Source organism: Tenacibaculum sp. MAR_2010_89 (genome assembly GCF_900105985.1).
Classification (GTDB): Bacteria; Bacteroidota; Bacteroidia; order Flavobacteriales; family Flavobacteriaceae; genus Polaribacter; species Polaribacter halocynthiae.
The window spans coordinates 994,877-1,013,787 of the sequence record NZ_FNUB01000005.1 but is presented as its reverse complement, the minus strand read 5'-3'; the positions used below and the strand labels follow the sequence as shown (position 1 = coordinate 1,013,787).

The window sequence follows — 18,911 nt, the reverse complement described above, 5'->3', positions numbered from 1 at the left end:
TATGAAATCATTCTTTACCATTATAAAATTAGATTATTTACAACGTACAAGAAGCTATGCTTTTTTAATTACACTTTGTGCTAGTTTAGCAATTGCCTACACTTTTATTCCTGAACCTAATGCTAATTATTCAACTATACGAATTGCTAATTATATTGGCACTTATAACGCTGCTTGGTTTGGTTATGTTACTGCAATCATGTCAAGTCTTTTTCTGTCTTTAATTGGTTTTTACTTAATTAACAATAGTATTAAAACTGATTTAGAAACAAAAGTAGGCCAAATTATTGCTTCTACTAAAATTGAAAACTTCAACTATTTATTTTCTAAAGTTTTAAGTAATTTTTTAGTTTTACTAGCCATTTTATGCACCATCTTTATCATGAGTAGTATACTTTTCTTTTTCTACAATGACGGTTTCCCTTTTGAAATTCTTCATTTTATAAAACCTTACTTTATAATAACAATACCTGCTCTTTTTATTATTTCATGCATCGCTGTTATTTTTGAAGTCTTTTTAGGGAAGTATTCTGTTCTACAAAATATCGGTTTCTTCTTTTTATTCTCGCTACTGATGCTTTCTAACAAAAAGAATCAAAACAATTTTTCATTAGATATTTTAGGCACTGAAATAGTAATGCATCATATGGAAAATCAAGTGAGAAAGATTACCAATGCGAAAAAAACTAAAGAGCTAAGTATAGGTTATGTTTTAGGAAATGTAAAAGAAGCTAAAAAATTTCAATTTGACGGAATAACATTTCCAATAACTTTTATTTTAAGTCGTTTAGCATGGATTCTTTTTTCTATAGGAGCAATAGCTATTACTTCATTATTTTTTCATCGTTTTAATTTAAAAGAAAAAAGTTCAAATAAGCCATCTAAAATCAAACCTAAACAAAAAACTTTATACAAAGATATTACTCTACTTAATTTACCAATGGTTAAATCTAATTACAAAATTTCCCCATTACTAAAAACCGAATTTCTCTTATTAATTAGAAAAGGAAAAACATGGTTATGGCTTATTAATTTTGCTGGAATGATTTCGTTATTACTAACCCCTTTACAAATTGCTCATCAATTTATTTTGCCCATTTTATGGTTTTTACAAGTAGGTAGGTTATCAGATGTTTCAACAAAAGAAATTGAAAATGATATTTATTATTTTTCATTCTCATCATATAAACCTCTTTCTCGTTTATTATTTTCTCAAATTTTAGCAAGTGTTTTATTACTTTTATTATTAGCAAGTCCTTTATATATCCGCCTAATAATTCATGGTGACGTTATAGCTTTTAGTTCAATTATTTTAGGTGCTATCTTTATTGCTTTAATAGCTATTTTTTTAGGGATCCTAACAAAAGGAAAGAAGTTATTTGAAGTATTATTTTTCATGATTACCTATGCCAATATCAATAGAATACCTTTTGTTGATTATTTTGGAGCCTTAACACATAATTCTATTTATATTGCTAAACTATTAATTACTATCATTTTACTAATAGTCTTTAGTTTTTTAATACGAAAAATAATGATAAGAAACTTATAACTCTTAAAAAACAAACAATACAATATCAGTGGAGATTAAAACAATAAAACCGAGTCCTCATTTAGAAAAATACATTCTCTTTTATTATGAATTAGAATTAAACAATGAAGCATATTATGCATATCCTTCAGACTGTAATGTTGTTTGTCTTTTTAAAAATGCTGATGTAACTTATTCTAATAATGAAATTAAAATTACAGAAGACTCCTCTTTTTCAAATTCTTTCACTGCTTTAAATAAATTTACAACTCCTTTATTTGTAAACAGCAAAGGAGTTGTAAAAGAATTTGTAATTATTTTCAAAGCTTTTGGTTTATCTCAATTTATTACTAAAAATTATAATAGAATCCCTTTTTTTCAAATTGAAGAGTTTGACGATTTCTTAAAAGATAATCCTACTTTTTTTAATAAAACAGAGATAACTAAAATTAAATTAATTGAAGATTTTCTGCTTACTAAACTGAATGAAAAAAAAGATTTAGAAATTATTTTAAAAAGTATTTCGCTTATGAAGAGTAATGAATTAACTATTCACCAGATTGCTAAAAAATGCAATTGTAGTTATAAAAAGCTATATCGTCTTTTTTTAACACACTGTGGAATTACTCCTTCAATTTTAAGAAAAAACATTAAATTTCGTTACTCTTTAAAAAAAATGAAGTCTAAAAACTCTTTTTTTAAGTTATCTGATGTTGCTTTTGATTCAGGATTTTATGATCAGGCTTTTTTTAATAAAATATTTAAAAAGCTAACTAGTGAAACTCCAAAACATTTTTTTAAAAATGTCAGTATTTTATCTGAAAAAGAAATTTATTTTAAAAATATAAAATAATGTTAATGTCCATTTAATACAATTAATTTTTATAATTGAAAAGTAACTTTCGAAAGTTATATTTTATCAATTATTAAAAATTATGAATACTTTTCCGAAAATTAATATCTGGTCTATTTCTGAAAAAATATTATTTCGTTTTTTCTTTACTTATTTTACCTTATTTATCCTTTTTAAGAATAATGGCGCTTATCCTTTTTTTGGCTACATTAGCGAACTTTTCAATAAGTTTTTACATAATTTTATTCCTTGGGTAGGTAAAAACATTTTAGGAATTACTTATAAAATTAGAGTTGGTCCTAACGGAAGTGGAGATACTACTTACGATTATACATTAATTTTCACAATCGCTCTTATAGCTTTGTTATCAACAATAGTATGGTCTTTTTTAGATAAAAAAACTAAGAGCTATTCAAAAATGTATTATTGGTTAACACTAGCAGTGCGCTGTTATGTAGGATTAATGTTAATTAATTATGGGATGGTTAAAGTAATACAACTACAATTTTCTGCCCCATCAATGTCTAGATTAACTCAAACTTATGGAGATTCTTCTCCTATGGGGCTAGCATGGACTTTCTTAGGTTTTTCTAAAGGCTATAATTTATTTATGGGAATTGCTGAAGTTGCAGCTGTGCTACTTTTATTTAGAAGAACACTAACTTTTGGATTAATTATCACGCTAATGACTACAGCAAATGTTATGGCTGTAAATTATTTTTATGATGTTCCTGTAAAAATACTTTCTACACATTTATTTTTAATGTGTGCGTTTTTAATAGCAAGAAACTTTAAAACTTTATGGGAATTTTTCTTTTTAAGAACTCCTATTGCTCTTACAGATATATATAAACCTATTTTAAAAAAGGGTATTAGTAAAGCCATGTTAGCTTTTAAAGTATTACTTTTAGGATACGTTTTAGGATACGGTACTTATAGCACTTTAGAATCTAAAGAAAAGTACTATGGTAATAGTTCCAAAAGTATATTAAGAGGGCTTTATGAAGTAGATGAATTTAAATTAAACGATACATTAATCTCTTCTTCTAACAATACAAAGAAATGGAAATACTTAATGATTGATGGTAAAAAATATGCAAAAATTAAACCAATTGGCAAAAAAAGTCAATGGTATAAATTAACTGTTGATTCAACAAAAAATGAACTGATTTTAAAAAATTATAGAGATACTTTAGAAATCTATAATTTAAAATATACAGAAGGAGATAGTACTAATTTTTATTTAAAAGGAACCGTAAAACTAGATACTATATCAATCAAATTAAAAAGAACTAAAGATTACAAAAAGAAATTCCTATTAACTAATAGAGGTTTTAATTGGGTTAATGAATTCCCTTATAATAGATAAATATGCTACCAAATATTCCTGAAAATAATTATTTAATACTTTTTGATGGTGTTTGTAACTTGTGCAACAATAGTGTACAATATGTTATTAAACATGATAAAAAGAAAATATTTTTATTTACTTCTTTACAAGGGGAAATTGGAAGAAATATTATTAGTCATTTTAATATTGATACTAATAAAGTAGACTCTATTTTACTATTTACTCCAGATAAAAAGATATATGCTAAATCTACTGCCGCATTAAAAATAGCCTTGAAATTAAATATTCCAGTAAAGCTATTGAGTATTTTTTTTATTGTACCTACTTTTATTAGAGATGCAGTGTATTCTTATATTGCAAAAAACAGGTACAAATGGTTTGGTAAAAAAGAAGCTTGTTATATTCCAACACCAGAATTGAATAATCGTTTTTTATCTTAAAAATGTTTTATAAAAAAAGACCAATGTTTTAACATTGGTCTTTTTTTATAAACTAAATTAGGTTATCCTTTTAACCATACTTTACGTAACTCCTTTTGTTTTTGAGTTGCGTTTGAATTTTCTTTTAAACTACTTCCTTTTGTATATGATTGAGTTAATGTTGTTTTAATTACAACTTCTTTACCATCTCTTTCTAATTTAACCTCTACTTCTTTTCCAGGCTGCCACATATACATTGTTCTAAATATCTGATTTGCATTTTCTTTAGTTAACACAACTCCATCAACTGCTTTAATAGCATCATTAGGTTGCGCCCCATTTTCTGCCCAAAAGCTATTATTTTTAACTCCTCCAGTAAACCTTACACTTTGAGTTGGTTTATCACCTTTTACAATCATAACCCCATCATTTTGAATATAATTGGTTTTTACTTTAGATTCAGAAATATTTAATCCTGCTTTAGCAAAAAATGTATTATAATCTATTGGAGTAGTTCCTACAACATGTGTATTTAAAAAAGCTCCAATTGACGGATAAGTCATTGCTGTTATTTCTTCAATTAAATTATCATCTACAAATGGTTTATTTTTTCCATATTTATTAGATAATTCTTTCATTAATGATAAAATACCTCTATTTCCATTACTCTCTTCTCGCATTAAAATATCAATACACATACCAATTAAAGCTCCTTTTTGGTAAACATTATAATATTGTGGAGCGTATGGTTTATCTAAAACATTTTCACTCATTTTAGTAAAACTCATAGTATCATTCATTCCAGAAGCTGATTTAATTTTACCCATAACTTTCGCATAAAACTCATCTTCATTCACTAATCCTTGATTTACTTGAAATAAGGTTGCAAAATATTCAGTTACTCCTTCATACATCCATAAGTGCTTTGAAAAAGTTGGTTGGTTATAATCAAAATAATGTACGTCTTCAGAATGAACACTTAAAGGAGTTACAATATGAAAAAACTCGTGAGACACAACATCAATCATACTTTTAGCTAAAGCATTATCAGGCATTCCTTCTGGTAAAACTACTACAGTAGAAGTATGATGTTCTAAAGCTCCAAATCCTTTAGGTGCTTTCTCAGACCCATCTGATAAATATAAATAAATATCATAACGAGCTGTACTATTAACACTACCTAAATAAGCTTTTTGAGCTTGCATCATTTTTTCCATTACCGCTTTAATTTTTTCAGCAGAATGTTTTTTATTTGGAGAGTATACACTTAATACAATTTTAATATCACCTACTTTAAATTCTTCAACATCTAATTCACCATAAAACATTGGATTATCAGTTATATTAAAATAACGAGGGGCAAAATAACTTGTAGTTAAAGAAGTTCCATCTTTACTAGTTTTTGTTCCAACTTCTTGTAAAGCTGAAGTTCTAGCAAATTTTGATGGAGCTACTACATCTAACTTATATTGACTATTTTTTAATGAATCAAAATATCCAATAAATCCATGTAAGTTTAAAACGTAGTTTGTGTTTTCAATATTAGTTCCTGCAGGTGAAAAAGGAACTTCTCCTCCTATACCTCCTTTAACCTCCATATCAAAAGTATCATTTACTAAATATGTTATTTTATCTAAACTAGCTGCATTATTAATTTCCCAAGTATTAGTATCAACCTTTTTTACTGATAAAGCATTTCCTTTATAATCAAATGCTTTAAAACCATCAACATATTTACCAAAATCACTAACAGAATATGTACCTTGAACAACTCTTGGTAATCTATACGTTACTTTTTCTGTAGTAAATCGTCCAGGGTTTATCGTTACAGGTACTTTATCATTTTCAACTTTAGTTAAATCTAATGTTGTTTCTATTGGATTTGAAGTAGCTAAATCGTTAAACTTAGTTTTTGAAGTATTACATCCAACTAATAATACTCCTGCCATAGCAGTAATTAATATGCTTTTATTCATTTTTAATATTTTTTCTTCTATATAAGACGCCTAAAGGTACAATCTGTTACTTTATTTTTTTATAAAAAGAAGTTAATTCTCTTAAAGGATAATATTAGCATGGATAAATTTTATACTAAGTTTTCCTTTTCAGTTAAATATTTCATATCAAAAAAACGATTATTTCACCCTGACTATTAACCTTTTTAGTACCTTTTCTTATTAAAAAACGGTCGGTATAGAAAACATACTAATATCTAGAAAATTACTTCCTATGTATTGAACCAAAAAAGACTCCTAAGTCAGGAGTCTTTTTTATATGTCTTAACAAAATTATAAAAATTATTGCTTACGCTTTGCTTCAATACTTAATGTCGCATGCGGTACTAATTTTAATCGTTCTTTTTGAATTAACTTACCTGTAACTCTACAAACTCCGTATGTTTTATTTTCAATACGTGCTAACGCATTTTTTAAATCACGGATAAATTTTTCTTGTCTAATAGCTAGTTGCATGTTTGCTTCTTTAGACATTGTATCTGAACCTTCTTCAAAGGATTTAAAGGTGGGTGAAGTATCTTCAGTACCATTACCAGATCCATTTTTATAGGAATCTTGTAACAACTTTAAATCTTCTTCAGATTTTTCAATTTTCTTTAAAATAATTTCTTTGAACTCTTGTAAATCATTATCAGAGTATCTTACATTAACGTCATTCATAATGCTATATTTTTTCAATTAACATTTTACTTTTAATGGTATCAAATTCAATTTCTGTACCATTTTCTAACGCTTCAACAAAAACCAACTCATTTGTTAATGTTTCTGTTTTAATATAGGTTTCATTTGCTAATATTGATTCTTGTAAATCTGCAAAATTTAAGAAAGTTAATCGTATTCTATCTGTTACTTCTAAACCAGTTTCCTTACGTGCATTTTGAATTCTATTTATTAATTCTCTCGCTACTCCTTCTTTACGTAAATCATCTGTTATGGTAACATCTAAAGCCACTGTTAATCCTTCTGCATTTGCTACTAACCAGCCTTCAATATCTTTTGATGAAATTTCTACATCAGCGGTTTCTAAATTAACAATTTTCTCATTAATTTCAACAGATATTTTCCCTTCTTTTTCAATTATTGCAATATCTTCTTGAGAAAAAGACTGTATCTTGCTAGCTATCAATCTCATATCTTTACCAAACTTAGGCCCTAAAGCTTTAAAGTTTGGTTTTATTTGTTTTACTAATATACCAGAAGCATCATCTAACAATTGAATTTCTTTAACATTTACCTCAGATTTTATTAAATCAGCAACTGCTAGTATCTCCTCTTTTTGAGTTTCATCAAGTATAGGAATCATTATCTTTTGTAGCGGCTGACGCACTTTTATTTTTTCTTTTGCTCTTAAAGAAAGAACTAAAGAAGAAATAGTTTGTGCATTTTCCATTTTTCTTTCTAATGATTTATTCACAAAAGATTCATCATATTTTGGAAATTCTGCTATATGAACACTTTCAAAATTTTCTTTTTGAGTTGCAGCAGTTAAATCCTTATAGAGTCTATCCATAAAGAATGGAGCTACTGGTGATCCTAACTTAGCTACAGTAAGCATACATGTATATAACGTTTGATAAGCTGATATTTTATCTTGTGCGTATTCTCCTTTCCAAAAACGTCTTCTACATAAACGAACGTACCAATTACTTAAATGATCTTGTACAAAATCTGAAATTGCTCTAGTTGCTCTAGTAGGTTCGTATTCTGAATAGAAAGTATCAACTTTTTTAATTAATGTATTTAATTCAGATAAAATCCAACGGTCAATTTCAGGCCTTTCATTTAATGGAACATCAGCTTCACTATAACTAAAGTTATCAATATTAGCATACAATGTAAAGAAAGAATATGTATTATATAGCGTACCAAAAAACTTACGTTTTACTTCTTCTATACCGGCTAAATCAAATTTTAAGTTATCCCATGGATTTGCATTTGAAATCATATACCAACGTGTAGCATCTGGCCCATATTCAGCTAGAGTTTTAAACGGATCAACAGCATTTCCTAAACGCTTAGACATTTTATGTCCGTTTTTATCTAATACTAAACCATTAGATACAACATTTTTATATGCTACAGAATCGAACACCATGGCTCCAATTGCATGTAAAGTATAAAACCATCCACGTGTTTGATCTACTCCTTCAGCTATAAAATCTGCAGGGAAACTTTCTGTATTATCTATTAACTCTTTATTTTCAAACGGATAATGCCATTGTGCATAAGGCATTGAACCAGAGTCAAACCAAACATCAATTAAATCACTTTCTCTATGCATTGGTTTTCCTGAAGCTGATACTAAGATAATTTTATCTACAACATTTTTATGTAAATCAATTTTATCATAGTTCTCTTCAGACATGTTACCTACTTCAAAGTCGGCAAAAATATCTTCAGAAAGTACTCCTGCTTCTACTGATTTTTTTATCTCTTCTTTTAGCTCTGCTAATGACCCAATACATAACTGTTCAGTTCCATCTTCAGTACGCCAAATAGGTAAAGGTATTCCCCAAAAACGAGAACGAGATAAATTCCAATCATTTGCATTTTTTAACCAGTTACCAAAACGCCCTTCTCCTGTTGATTTTGGTTTCCAGTTAATTGTTTCGTTTAAGTCGAACATTTTTTCCTTAACATCGGTTACCTTAATAAACCAAGAATCTAATGGGTAATATAAAATTGGTTTATCTGTACGCCAACAGTTAGGATAGCTATGCACATACTTTTCAACTTTAAAAGCTTTATTTTCAGTTTTAAGTTTAATTGCTATTTCAACATCTACTGACTTTTCTGGAGCCTCTCCATCAGCATAATATTCATTCTTAACATATTTACCTGCAAACTCACTTACTTCTTGCCTGAATTTACCTTGTAAATCTACTAATGGAACTGGGTTTTCATTTTCATCTAATACTAACAATGGTGGCACCTCAGGTGTAGCTTGTTTTGCTACTAATGCATCGTCAGCTCCAAAAGTTGGTGCAGTGTGAACTATACCTGTACCATCTTCAGTAGTTACAAAATCACCAGAAATTACTCTAAATGCATTTTCTGGATTTTGATAAGGCAATACGTAATCTAATAATTGCTCATATTTAATACCTACTAAATCTTTACCTATAAATTCATTAGTAATTAAATATGGAATTTGTTTATCTTCTTTTGTGTACTTATTTAAATCACTTTCGTTTTCAACTTGTTCAAATTTCTTTCCAGCAAATTGTTTTGCTACTAAGTTTTTTGCTAATACTACTTGAATAGTTTCAAATGTGTATTGATTAAATGTTTTTACTAAAACATACTCGATTTTAGGTCCAACTGTTAAAGCAGTATTACTTGGTAATGTCCATGGTGTTGTTGTCCAAGCTAAGAAATGAATATCTCCTTCTACTTGTAAAAACTCAGGTAATGTATCTTTTATCGTTTTAAATTGCGCAACAACAGTCGTATCAGTTACATCTTGATAAGTTCCTGGTTGGTTTAACTCATGTGAGCTTAAACCTGTTCCTGCCTTTGGTGAATAAGGTTGAATTGTATATCCTTTATACAATAAGTTTTTATTATAAATTTGTTTTAACAACCACCATACTGATTCCATGTATTTAGGCTTATAAGTAATATATGGATCTTCCATATCTACCCAATAGCCCATTTTTTGAGTTAGGTCATTCCAAATATCCGTATAACGCATTACTGCTGTTTTACAGGCTGTATTATATTCTTCTACAGTTATTTTGGTTCCTATATCTTCTTTAGTTATTCCTAATTCTTTTTCTACTCCAAGTTCTACTGGTAAACCATGTGTATCCCAACCTGCTTTACGCTTTACTTGGTATCCTTTTTGAGTTTTATAGCGACAAAAAATATCTTTAATAGAGCGTGCCATTGCATGGTGAATTCCAGGCAACCCATTTGCTGAAGGTGGTCCTTCAAAAAAAACAAACGGCTCATTTCCTTCACGGCTAGTAATACTTTTCTCAAAGATGTTGTTTTCTTCCCAGTAGTTTAATATTTCTTCTGCTACTTTTGGTAAATCCAAGCCTTTGTATTCAGTAAACTTCTTACTCATTTTGTTATTATATTTATTGAATGTGCGAAATTACGTATTTTCTTGTAATTGTAATGTTTGACTTATAAAAAAACGCCTCTGAATAGAGACGTTTTTTTGCTTTTATATACTTTACTATATTATTTATTACTTGATTTTACATTTTTAATAGTTTCTAAAATATAAAAATACGATCTTCTATTCTTTTGATGTTCTTCTTCTGTACATTTACTTTTTCTTCCTTCTTTACAATTATTTAATAATTGGTCTTCCCCATAACCAATTGCACTTTCTATTCTTTTTGAATCAATTCCTCTTGAAATTATATAATCTCTTGTAGATTTAGCTCTATTATCTGAAAGAATTCTATTATACTCTTTAGTTCCTCTACTATCTGTATGTGATTCAATTTTTATAACCATTTCTGGATTGTTTTTCATAACAGACACAATGTTTTCTAATTCATATTCAGCATCCTCTCGAATATTGAATAGGTCAAAGTCAAAATAAATTGGGTTTATAATTATTTGATTTTCTACAATTAAAGACTCTAATTGTAAATCTGTTTTTAATACTTTCTTATTTACATCTAAAGTTACTGTTTCTTTTTGTGTTGCTTTATAATCATCTTTTGAAGCGACCACTACAAAGTTCTTTTCACAATCAATTTTTTCAAAAGAATAAGCTCCATCAGATTTTGTTACTTGCTCAGATATTGGTTCTCCTTTTTCATTTATTAATCGTACAGTTACATTATCAATAGGGTTTCCAGTTCTTGTGTCTGATACAATTCCTTTTATATCTTCTTTACAGTTGTAAATTATAAAACTATAAATATCATCATCTCCTTTTCCTCCTTTTCTATTTGATGTAAAATATCCCTGAAAAAGCTCTTTATTTATTACAAAAGAAAAATCATCTCTAGGTCCATTAATAGGTTTTCCCAAATTTATAGGCTCTGAAAAAGAGTTTTCTTTTATCTCGCTCTCAAAAATATCTAAAGCTCCTAATCCTATATGCCCATCTGAAGAAAAATACAACCGATTATCATTTCCTACAAATGGAAACATTTCTCTTCCTTCAGTATTAATTGTTGCACCTAAATTTTCTGGTTTTCCATAATTACCATTATCATCTATGGCTACTTTATAAATATCTGTGCTTCCATAGCCATTCGGCATATCAGATACAAAGTATAATGTTCTCTCATCAGGACTTAATGCAGGATGCCCTACAGAATAATTATCATTATTAAAAGATAATTCTTTCAAATCACCCCACACCTCATTTACTTTACTTACTTTATATATCTTTAAATGTGTAGTTCTTTCTTTATCTCCTTTTAATTTATCACCATCATAATTATTTCTAGTAAAATACATTGTTGAACCATCTCTTGTTATAACTACATTAGATTCATGATATTTAGAATTTATTGAATTTAATTTTTCTGAAGTGCCTACATATAATATTCTATCTTCTCCGACGTTTTTTTCTTTAGACGAATAAACGTTTAAATATGGTTGATTATTCCATTTATATAATCGAGTATCTTTAACATCTATAGGTTTAGTAGAAGCGAAATACAATGTATTATCATGTACAAAACCACCAAAATCAGAATACTTTGTATTCACTGAAAGATTGTGAATATTTATATACGTTTTTGGCCTGTTTGAATATTCTATAAAGTAATTTTTATTTTTCTCTAATGCTTTTACTCTACTATCATTTCTTTTCAATTTCAATAACCAACTATCTGACTCTTCAATTTTACCATTACTTTTTAATGTTTGAGCATATCTAAACACATGCTTTGGTAAAGCCATTAATTCGAATTTGTTCATTAATTCAGCATACCATTTTTCTGCTTTATCAAAATCAACATTAAAATAATATGAGTCTGCCAACCTACTTATAACCAAATATGTTTTGTCATCTTTGTTATAAATAGTTTCATACAGTTCTGCTGATTTTTTATAAGCGTATTCTTTAAAATACCTATCAGCTGCATATTTTCGTTGCCCAAAAGCCATAGCAGTTACTAACAATAATAATAAAAGTATTGTTCTTTTCATGTCCCGTCCGTTTAATTGTTCTAGAAAAATCTTGGCGATTTCATCTTTTGTTCTTTAAATATCTCATATCGAAGCATTACTTCATGAGTTCCTGAATTGTAATTACTATAATTAGATGTCGTTAAATCGTAAGCATAACCTATTTGTAATGATTCATTAATTTGAAACCCTAACATTGCACTAATTGAATCATCCCATCTCCATGCTACTCCAACTCTAAATTTATCATTAAATAAAAAGTTTGCTGATACATCTAATGATAATGGTGCTCCACTTACTATTTTACTTAATACTGCTGGCTTAAACTTTATTGTTTCGCTTAAATCAAATACATAACCTCCTATTAAAAAATAATGCATTCTTTCTGTTGCCACAACTCCTCCACTTGACACATCATCATAATGATCTGTTCTCAAAATGTTTGGAACTGCAAAACCTAAATACCAATTTGACTTGTAATAATAAACTCCTGCTCCTATTGTTGGTAAAAACTTACTTATATTTTGATTTAATGATCTATCATTTCCATCTCGAAAAACTCCTTTACTCCAGTCTACATTAAAAAAACGCCCTCCCAACTTTAATCCAAATGCTAAATTTCCATCTTCACTTGTTCGAACGGTATAAGAAACATTTGCATCTATATACGTTTCATTAGATGGACCAATTGCATCATTTACCAAATTTATTCCTAATCCAACTCCTGAATATCCTAACGGAGTATCATAACTTAATGTTTGAGTATCTGGCGCTCCATCAATTCCAACCCATTGAGTTCTTGCCAAAACGTTGATCATTGTATGTCCTTTTGAACCTACATATGCTGGATTAACACTCATTGTATTAAACATATATTGTGTATACTGAGGATCTTGCTGTCCGCTTACTATACATGAACTTAGCATTAATATTAGTATGCTGATTACTTTTAATATATTATTCATCCTTACTAATTTCTTTAGGTTTATTAACGATTTTTTTTATTATTTTATTTAAAAATACAGTAAAAAACTATATTGCAAACATTTAAACAAAAAATAGTCTTTTTTATAAAATTTTGCAAATTTATAACATTAATCTCTATTAATATAGATCCACCCCTTTTTAGGTTTTGTACCATTTCCTAAATCAAGAACATAAAAATATGTTCCAGAAGGTAATTTATTGTCTACTTGAATATTTACTCTTCCTGTAGAGGTACCATCCCACTTATTATTATACTGCTTCTTTTTATACACTAAATTACCCCATCTATTAAATATTTCTAATGTATTTGTAGGATAATTTTCTATACAATCAATTATTAAAGTATCATTACTACCATCATCATTGGGTGTAAACTCATTGTAAACACTAACACAGTCATCAATTCCAATAGCGTCTCCAAAAATAGAATCGTTTAAATCTGCACTATCAGCAATTCCATCACCGTCTGAATCTGTTCCACTATCTGGTAAAACTCCTGTTCCTCCACCTTCATTTGGATCAATAACATCTGGGATACCATCAGAGTTCCCATCAGGTAAGTTATCATTATTTCCTGAATCTCCAAATCCTGAATCATCTTCATCTACTTCATCTGAAATTCCATCTCCGTCACTATCTGGACCATCTACTACTCCATTACCATCCATATCATCATTTCCTCCTTCAGTAATATCATTAATTCCATCATCATCACTATCTAAGTCCTGGTAATCTGGTACGCCATCGCCATCTGTATCAACTGTGTCTCCTTCTCCTCCATCTCCTTCTCCGAAATTACTTGAATCTGAATCTACACTATCTGATATACCATCGCCATCACTATCTGAGCCTCCAGTATCATTTGAATCGATAACTCCATCATTGTTCGTGTCTAAATCACCATTTCCATTCTCAATAACATCATTGATTCCATCATTATCACTATCTAAATCTTGATAATCTGGTACTCCATCGCCATCTGTATCTGGTTCTTCATCAGTATCCACTGAATTATCTGCCTGACCATCATTATCTGCATCTACATATCCTGTATCATTTGAATCGATAACTCCATCGCCATTGGTATCTAAATCACCATTTCCGCCTTCATCTACATCTAAAATCCCATCATTATCACTATCTAAATCTAAACTATCTGGTATTCCATCGCCATCTGTATCTCCAGTTCCTTCTGCTGTATCTGGTATTCCATCATTATCATCATCTACATCTAGATGATCTGGAATTCCATCACCATCGGTATCAGTTGCATCTCCAAATCCTGAATCATCGCCATCAACACTATCTGATATACCATCGCCATCTGAATCTGTTCCACTATCTGTTACAACTCCTGTTCCTCCACTATCTGGATCAGTTGGATCTGTATCATTTACATCTGTATTTCCTGAATCTCCAAATCCTGAATCATCTTCATCTACTTCATCTGAAATTCCATCTCCGTCACTATCTGGACCATCTACTACTCCGTTTCCATCATCATCATCATTTCCGCCTTCAGTAATATCATTGATACCATCATCATCACTATCTAAATCTTGATAATCTGGTACGCCATCGCCATCTGTATCAACTGTATCTCCTTCTCCTCCATTTCCTTCTCCGAAATTACTTGAATCTGAATCTACACTATCTGAAATACCATCGCCATCACTATCTGATCCTCCAGTATCATTTGAATCGATAATTCCATCATTGTTCGTATCTAAATCGCCATTTCCATTCTCTATAACATCATTGATTCCATCATTGTCACTATCTAAATCTTGATAATCTGGTACGCCATCGCCATCTGTATCAACTGTATCTCCTTCTCCTCCATTTCCTTCTCCGAAATTACTTGAATCTGAATCTACACTATCTGAAATACCATCGCCATCACTATCTGATCCTCCAGTATCATTTGAATCGATAATTCCATCATTGTTCGTATCTAAATCGCCATTTCCATTCTCTATAACATCATTGATTCCATCATTGTCACTATCTAAATCTTGATAATCCGGTACGCCATCACCATCTGTATCTGGTTCTTCATCTGTGTCTACTGAATCATCTGCTTGCCCATCATTGTCTGCATCTACATAGCCTGTATCATTTGAATCGATAACTCCATCGCCATTGGTATCTAAATCGCCATTTCCGCCTTCATCTACATCTAATATTCCATCATTATCACTATCTAAATCTAAACTATCTGGTATTCCATCTCCATCTGTATCTCCAGTTCCTTCTGCTGTATCTGGGATTCCATCATTATCATCATCTACATCTACACTATCTGGTATTCCATCGCCATCGGTATCCTTCAAACTATAAACTTGAGTATCATTTGCAGTTGCTGTATTTCCTGATGAATCTTCTGTTATGACACTTGCATCTACCGTTAAGTCACTATCAGCTGCTAAATCTGATCCTGGTACATCTATACTATAGTTTCCTAAAGCATCAACTACTCCTGTATAGGTATTTCCATTTACAACTAACGTTACGGTATCTCCCACATTAAAGTCTCCTCCTACGGTTCCTGTTACTGCAATCGTTGTTCCTGCTTCTGCTGCATTTAATACATTATCTGCCGTGATATCATCTACGCTAATCGTTGGTACTGGTAAAACTGTATCAACACTATAAACTTGGGTATCATTTGCAGTTGCTGTATTTCCTGATCCATCGGTAGTACTTACACTAGCATCTACTGTGGTATCTCCATCCGCTGCTAAATCTGATCCTGGTACATCAATACTATAGTTTCCTGAAGCATCAACTACTCCTGTATAGGTATTTCCATTTACAACTAACGTTACGGTATCTCCTACATTAAAGTCTCCGCCTACGGTTCCTGTTACTGCAATCGTTGTTCCTGCTTCTGCTGCATTTAATACATTATCTGCCGTGATATCATCTACGCTAATCGTTGGTACTGGTAAAACTGTATCAACACTATAAACTTGAGTATCAATTGCAGTTGCTGTATTTCCTGATCCATCGGTAGTACTTACACTAGCATCTACTGTGGTATCTCCATCCGCTGCTAAATCTGAGCCTGGTACATCTATACTATAGTTTCCTAAAGCATCAACTACTCCTGTATAGGTATTTCCATTTACAACTAACGTTACGGTATCTCCTACATTAAAGTCTCCGCCTACTGTTCCTGTTACTGCAATCGTTGTTCCTGCTTCTGCTGCATTCAATATATTATCTGCTGTAATATCATCTACACTTATCGTTGGTACTGGTAAAACTGTATCAACACTATAAACTTGAGTATCACTTGCAGTTGCTGTATTTCCTGATCCATCGGTAGTACTTACACTAGCATCTACTGTGGTATCTCCATCAGCTGCTAAATCTGAGCCTGGTACATCTATACTATAGTTTCCTAAAGCATCAACTACTCCTGTATACGTATTTCCATTTAAAACTAACGTTACCGTATCTCCTACATTAAAGTCTCCTCCTACTGTTCCTGTTACTGCAATCGTTGTTCCTGCTTCTGCTGCATTTAATATATTATCTGTTGTAATATCATCTACACTTATCGTTGGTACTGGTAAAACTGTATCAACACTATAAACTTGAGTATCTGTAGCAGTCGCTGTATTTCCTGTTCCATCGGTAGTACTTACACTAGCATCTACTGTGGTATCCCCATCCGCTGCTAAATCTGATCCTGGTACATCAATACTATAGTTTCCTAAAGCATCAACTACTCCTGTATAGGTATTTCCATTTACAACTAACGTTACGGTATCTCCTACATTAAAGTCTCCGCCTACGGTTCCTGTTACTGCAATCGTTGTTCCTGCTTCAGCTGCATTTAAAATGTTATCTGCTGTAATGTCATCTACGCTAATCGTTGGTACTGGTAAAACTGTATCAACACTATAAACTTGGGTATCATTTGCAGTTGCTGTATTACCTGATCCATCGGTAGTACTTACACTCGCATCTACTGTAGTATCTCCATCAGCTGCTAAATCTGAGCCTGGTACATCTATACTATAGTTTCCTAAAGCATCAACTACTCCTGTATACGTATTTCCATTTACAACTAACGTTACCGTATCTCCTACATTAAAGTCTCCTCCTACTGTTCCTGTTACTGCAATCGTTGTTCCTGCTTCTGCTGCATTTAATATATTATCTGTTGTAATATCATCTACGCTAATCGTTGGTACTGGTAAAACTGTATCAACACTATAAACTTGGGTATCATTTGCAGTTGCTGTATTTCCTGATCCATCGGTAGTACTTACACTAGCATCTACTGTGGTATCTCCATCCGCTGCTAAATCTGATCCTGGTACATCTATACTATAGTTTCCTAAAGCATCAACTACTCCTGTATAGGTATTTCCATTTACAACTAACATTACGGTATCTCCTACATTAAAGTCTCCGCCTACGGTTCCTGTTACTGCAATCGTTGTTCCTGCTTCTGCTGCATTTAATACATTATCTGCTGTAATATCATCTACGCTAATCGTTGGTACTGGTAAAACCGTATCAACACTATAAACTTGGGTATCTGTAGCAGAACAAGTTAAAGTTGCTAGAAAACTACCATCTACTGTAGTATCTCCATCAGCTGCTAAATCTGAACCTGGAACATCAATACTATAGTTTCCTAAAGCATCAACTACTCCTGTATACGTATTTCCATTTACAACTAACGTTACGGTATCTCCTACATTAAAGTCTCCTCCTACTGTTCCTGTCACTGCAATCGTTGTTCCTGCTTCTGCTGCATTTAATATATTATCTGAAGTGATATCATTAATAGATAAACTTACTAAACCTCCAATAGTCACCACATGAGTCGTAGTCGCTGGGCCGTTACATCCTGCAGCGCTTGCTGTAATGGTCGTGGTTCCACTCCAACCTGCTGCATAGGTTACTTCTCCTGTTGCGCTATTAATACTATTCCCTCCAGTGAGTGAAGCTGCATCTAAACTATAAGTGATTCCTGTTGAATTCGTTCCTGTGGTAGTGGTCGTTACAGTTCCTGCTCCTTGACAGCGTGTGCTAGTCCCTGGACTAAAAGCTGCGATAGTCACCGTTGGAGTTACCGTCACCACATGAGTCGTAGTCGCTGGGCCGTTACATCCTGCCGCGCTTGCTGTTATCGTGGTGGTTCCACTCCAACCTGCTACGTAGGTTACTTCTCCTGTTGCGCTATTAATACTATTCCCTCCAGTGAGTGAAGCTGCATCTAAACTATAAGTGATTCCTGTTGAATTCGTTCCTGTGGTAGTGGTCGTTACACTTCCTGCTCCTTGACAGCGTGTGCTAGTCCCTGGGCTAAAAGCTGCGATCGTCACCGTTGGAGTTACCGTCACCACATGAGTCGTAGTCGCTGGGCCGTTACATCCTGCAGCGCTTGCTGTTATCGTGGTGGTTCCACTCCAACCTGCTACATAGGTTACTTCTCCTGTTGCGCTATTAATACTATTCCCTCCAGTGAGTGAAGCTGCATCTAAACTATAAGTGATTCCTGTTGAATTCGTTCCTGTGGTAGTGGTCGTTACACTGCCTGCTCCTTGACAGCGTGTGCTGGTAGCTGGACTAAAAGCTGCGATCGTCACCGTTGGAGTTACCGTCACCACATGAGTCGTAGTCG

10 protein-coding genes are annotated in these 18,911 nt (G+C 31.5%); 4 read left to right on the top strand and 6 right to left on the bottom strand.

Annotated features, from left to right (window positions below; translation table 11 throughout):
- Position 1 precedes the first annotated feature (1 nt).
- The 4 genes from BLV71_RS08065 to BLV71_RS08050 all read left to right on the top strand — a co-directional run bounded on the left by BLV71_RS08065 (position 2) and on the right by BLV71_RS08050 (position 4,175).
- Positions 2 to 1,552, top strand: a complete 1,551-nt coding sequence (locus BLV71_RS08065; RefSeq protein ID WP_093870052.1) for a hypothetical protein — start codon at positions 2 to 4, stop codon at positions 1,550 to 1,552.
- Positions 1,553 to 1,580: 28 nt separating this feature from the next.
- On the top strand, positions 1,581 to 2,384 hold the full coding sequence (locus BLV71_RS08060) for a helix-turn-helix domain-containing protein (protein WP_093870051.1): 804 nt from the start codon (positions 1,581 to 1,583) through the stop codon (positions 2,382 to 2,384).
- An 82-nt stretch (positions 2,385 to 2,466) separates the two neighbouring features.
- Positions 2,467 to 3,753, top strand: coding sequence for a hypothetical protein (locus BLV71_RS08055; RefSeq protein ID WP_093870050.1), 1,287 nt, complete (start codon positions 2,467 to 2,469; stop codon positions 3,751 to 3,753).
- 2 nt (positions 3,754 to 3,755) lie between these two features.
- On the top strand, positions 3,756 to 4,175 hold the full coding sequence (locus BLV71_RS08050) for a thiol-disulfide oxidoreductase DCC family protein (RefSeq protein WP_093870049.1): 420 nt from the start codon (positions 3,756 to 3,758) through the stop codon (positions 4,173 to 4,175).
- A gap of 62 nt (positions 4,176 to 4,237) precedes the next feature.
- On the opposite strand, the gene BLV71_RS08045 is transcribed toward BLV71_RS08050, so the two are convergent.
- From BLV71_RS08045 to BLV71_RS08020, 6 genes are all read right to left on the bottom strand, one after another.
- Positions 4,238 to 6,130, bottom strand: a complete 1,893-nt coding sequence (locus BLV71_RS08045; protein ID WP_093870048.1) for a M61 family metallopeptidase — start codon at positions 6,128 to 6,130, stop codon at positions 4,238 to 4,240.
- Positions 6,131 to 6,451: 321 nt separating this feature from the next.
- Positions 6,452 to 6,829, bottom strand: coding sequence for a TraR/DksA family transcriptional regulator (locus tag BLV71_RS08040; protein WP_093871988.1), 378 nt, complete (start codon positions 6,827 to 6,829; stop codon positions 6,452 to 6,454).
- A gap of 4 nt (positions 6,830 to 6,833) precedes the next feature.
- On the bottom strand, positions 6,834 to 10,241 hold the full coding sequence (ileS, locus tag BLV71_RS08035) for an isoleucine--tRNA ligase (protein ID WP_093870047.1): 3,408 nt from the start codon (positions 10,239 to 10,241) through the stop codon (positions 6,834 to 6,836).
- A 119-nt stretch (positions 10,242 to 10,360) separates the two neighbouring features.
- On the bottom strand, positions 10,361 to 12,298 hold the full coding sequence (locus BLV71_RS08030; protein ID WP_093870046.1) for an OmpA family protein: 1,938 nt from the start codon (positions 12,296 to 12,298) through the stop codon (positions 10,361 to 10,363).
- A gap of 20 nt (positions 12,299 to 12,318) precedes the next feature.
- Positions 12,319 to 13,242, bottom strand: a complete 924-nt coding sequence (locus BLV71_RS08025; RefSeq protein ID WP_093870045.1) for a PorP/SprF family type IX secretion system membrane protein — start codon at positions 13,240 to 13,242, stop codon at positions 12,319 to 12,321.
- 129 nt (positions 13,243 to 13,371) lie between these two features.
- Positions 13,372 to 18,897 (bottom strand): Ig-like domain-containing protein, encoded by a 5,526-nt coding sequence (locus BLV71_RS08020; protein WP_093870044.1) that lies wholly within the window; start codon positions 18,895 to 18,897, stop codon positions 13,372 to 13,374.
- Positions 18,898 to 18,911: the final 14 nt, after the last annotated feature.

Bases quoted from the DNA above. Each gene is read 5' to 3' on its own strand.
- BLV71_RS08065 (WP_093870052.1), top strand. From the start codon at position 2: ATGAAATCATTCTTTACCATTATAAAATTAGATTATTTACAACGTACA.
- BLV71_RS08055 (WP_093870050.1), top strand. From the start codon at position 2,467: ATGAATACTTTTCCGAAAATTAATATCTGGTCTATTTCTGAAAAAATA.
- BLV71_RS08050 (WP_093870049.1), top strand. From the start codon at position 3,756: ATGCTACCAAATATTCCTGAAAATAATTATTTAATACTTTTTGATGGT.
- BLV71_RS08045 (WP_093870048.1), bottom strand. From the start codon at position 6,130: ATGAATAAAAGCATATTAATTACTGCTATGGCAGGAGTATTATTAGTT.
- BLV71_RS08040 (WP_093871988.1), bottom strand. From the start codon at position 6,829: ATGAATGACGTTAATGTAAGATACTCTGATAATGATTTACAAGAGTTC.
- ileS (WP_093870047.1), bottom strand. From the start codon at position 10,241: ATGAGTAAGAAGTTTACTGAATACAAAGGCTTGGATTTACCAAAAGTA.
- BLV71_RS08030 (WP_093870046.1), bottom strand. From the start codon at position 12,298: ATGAAAAGAACAATACTTTTATTATTATTGTTAGTAACTGCTATGGCT.
- BLV71_RS08025 (WP_093870045.1), bottom strand. From the start codon at position 13,242: ATGAATAATATATTAAAAGTAATCAGCATACTAATATTAATGCTAAGT.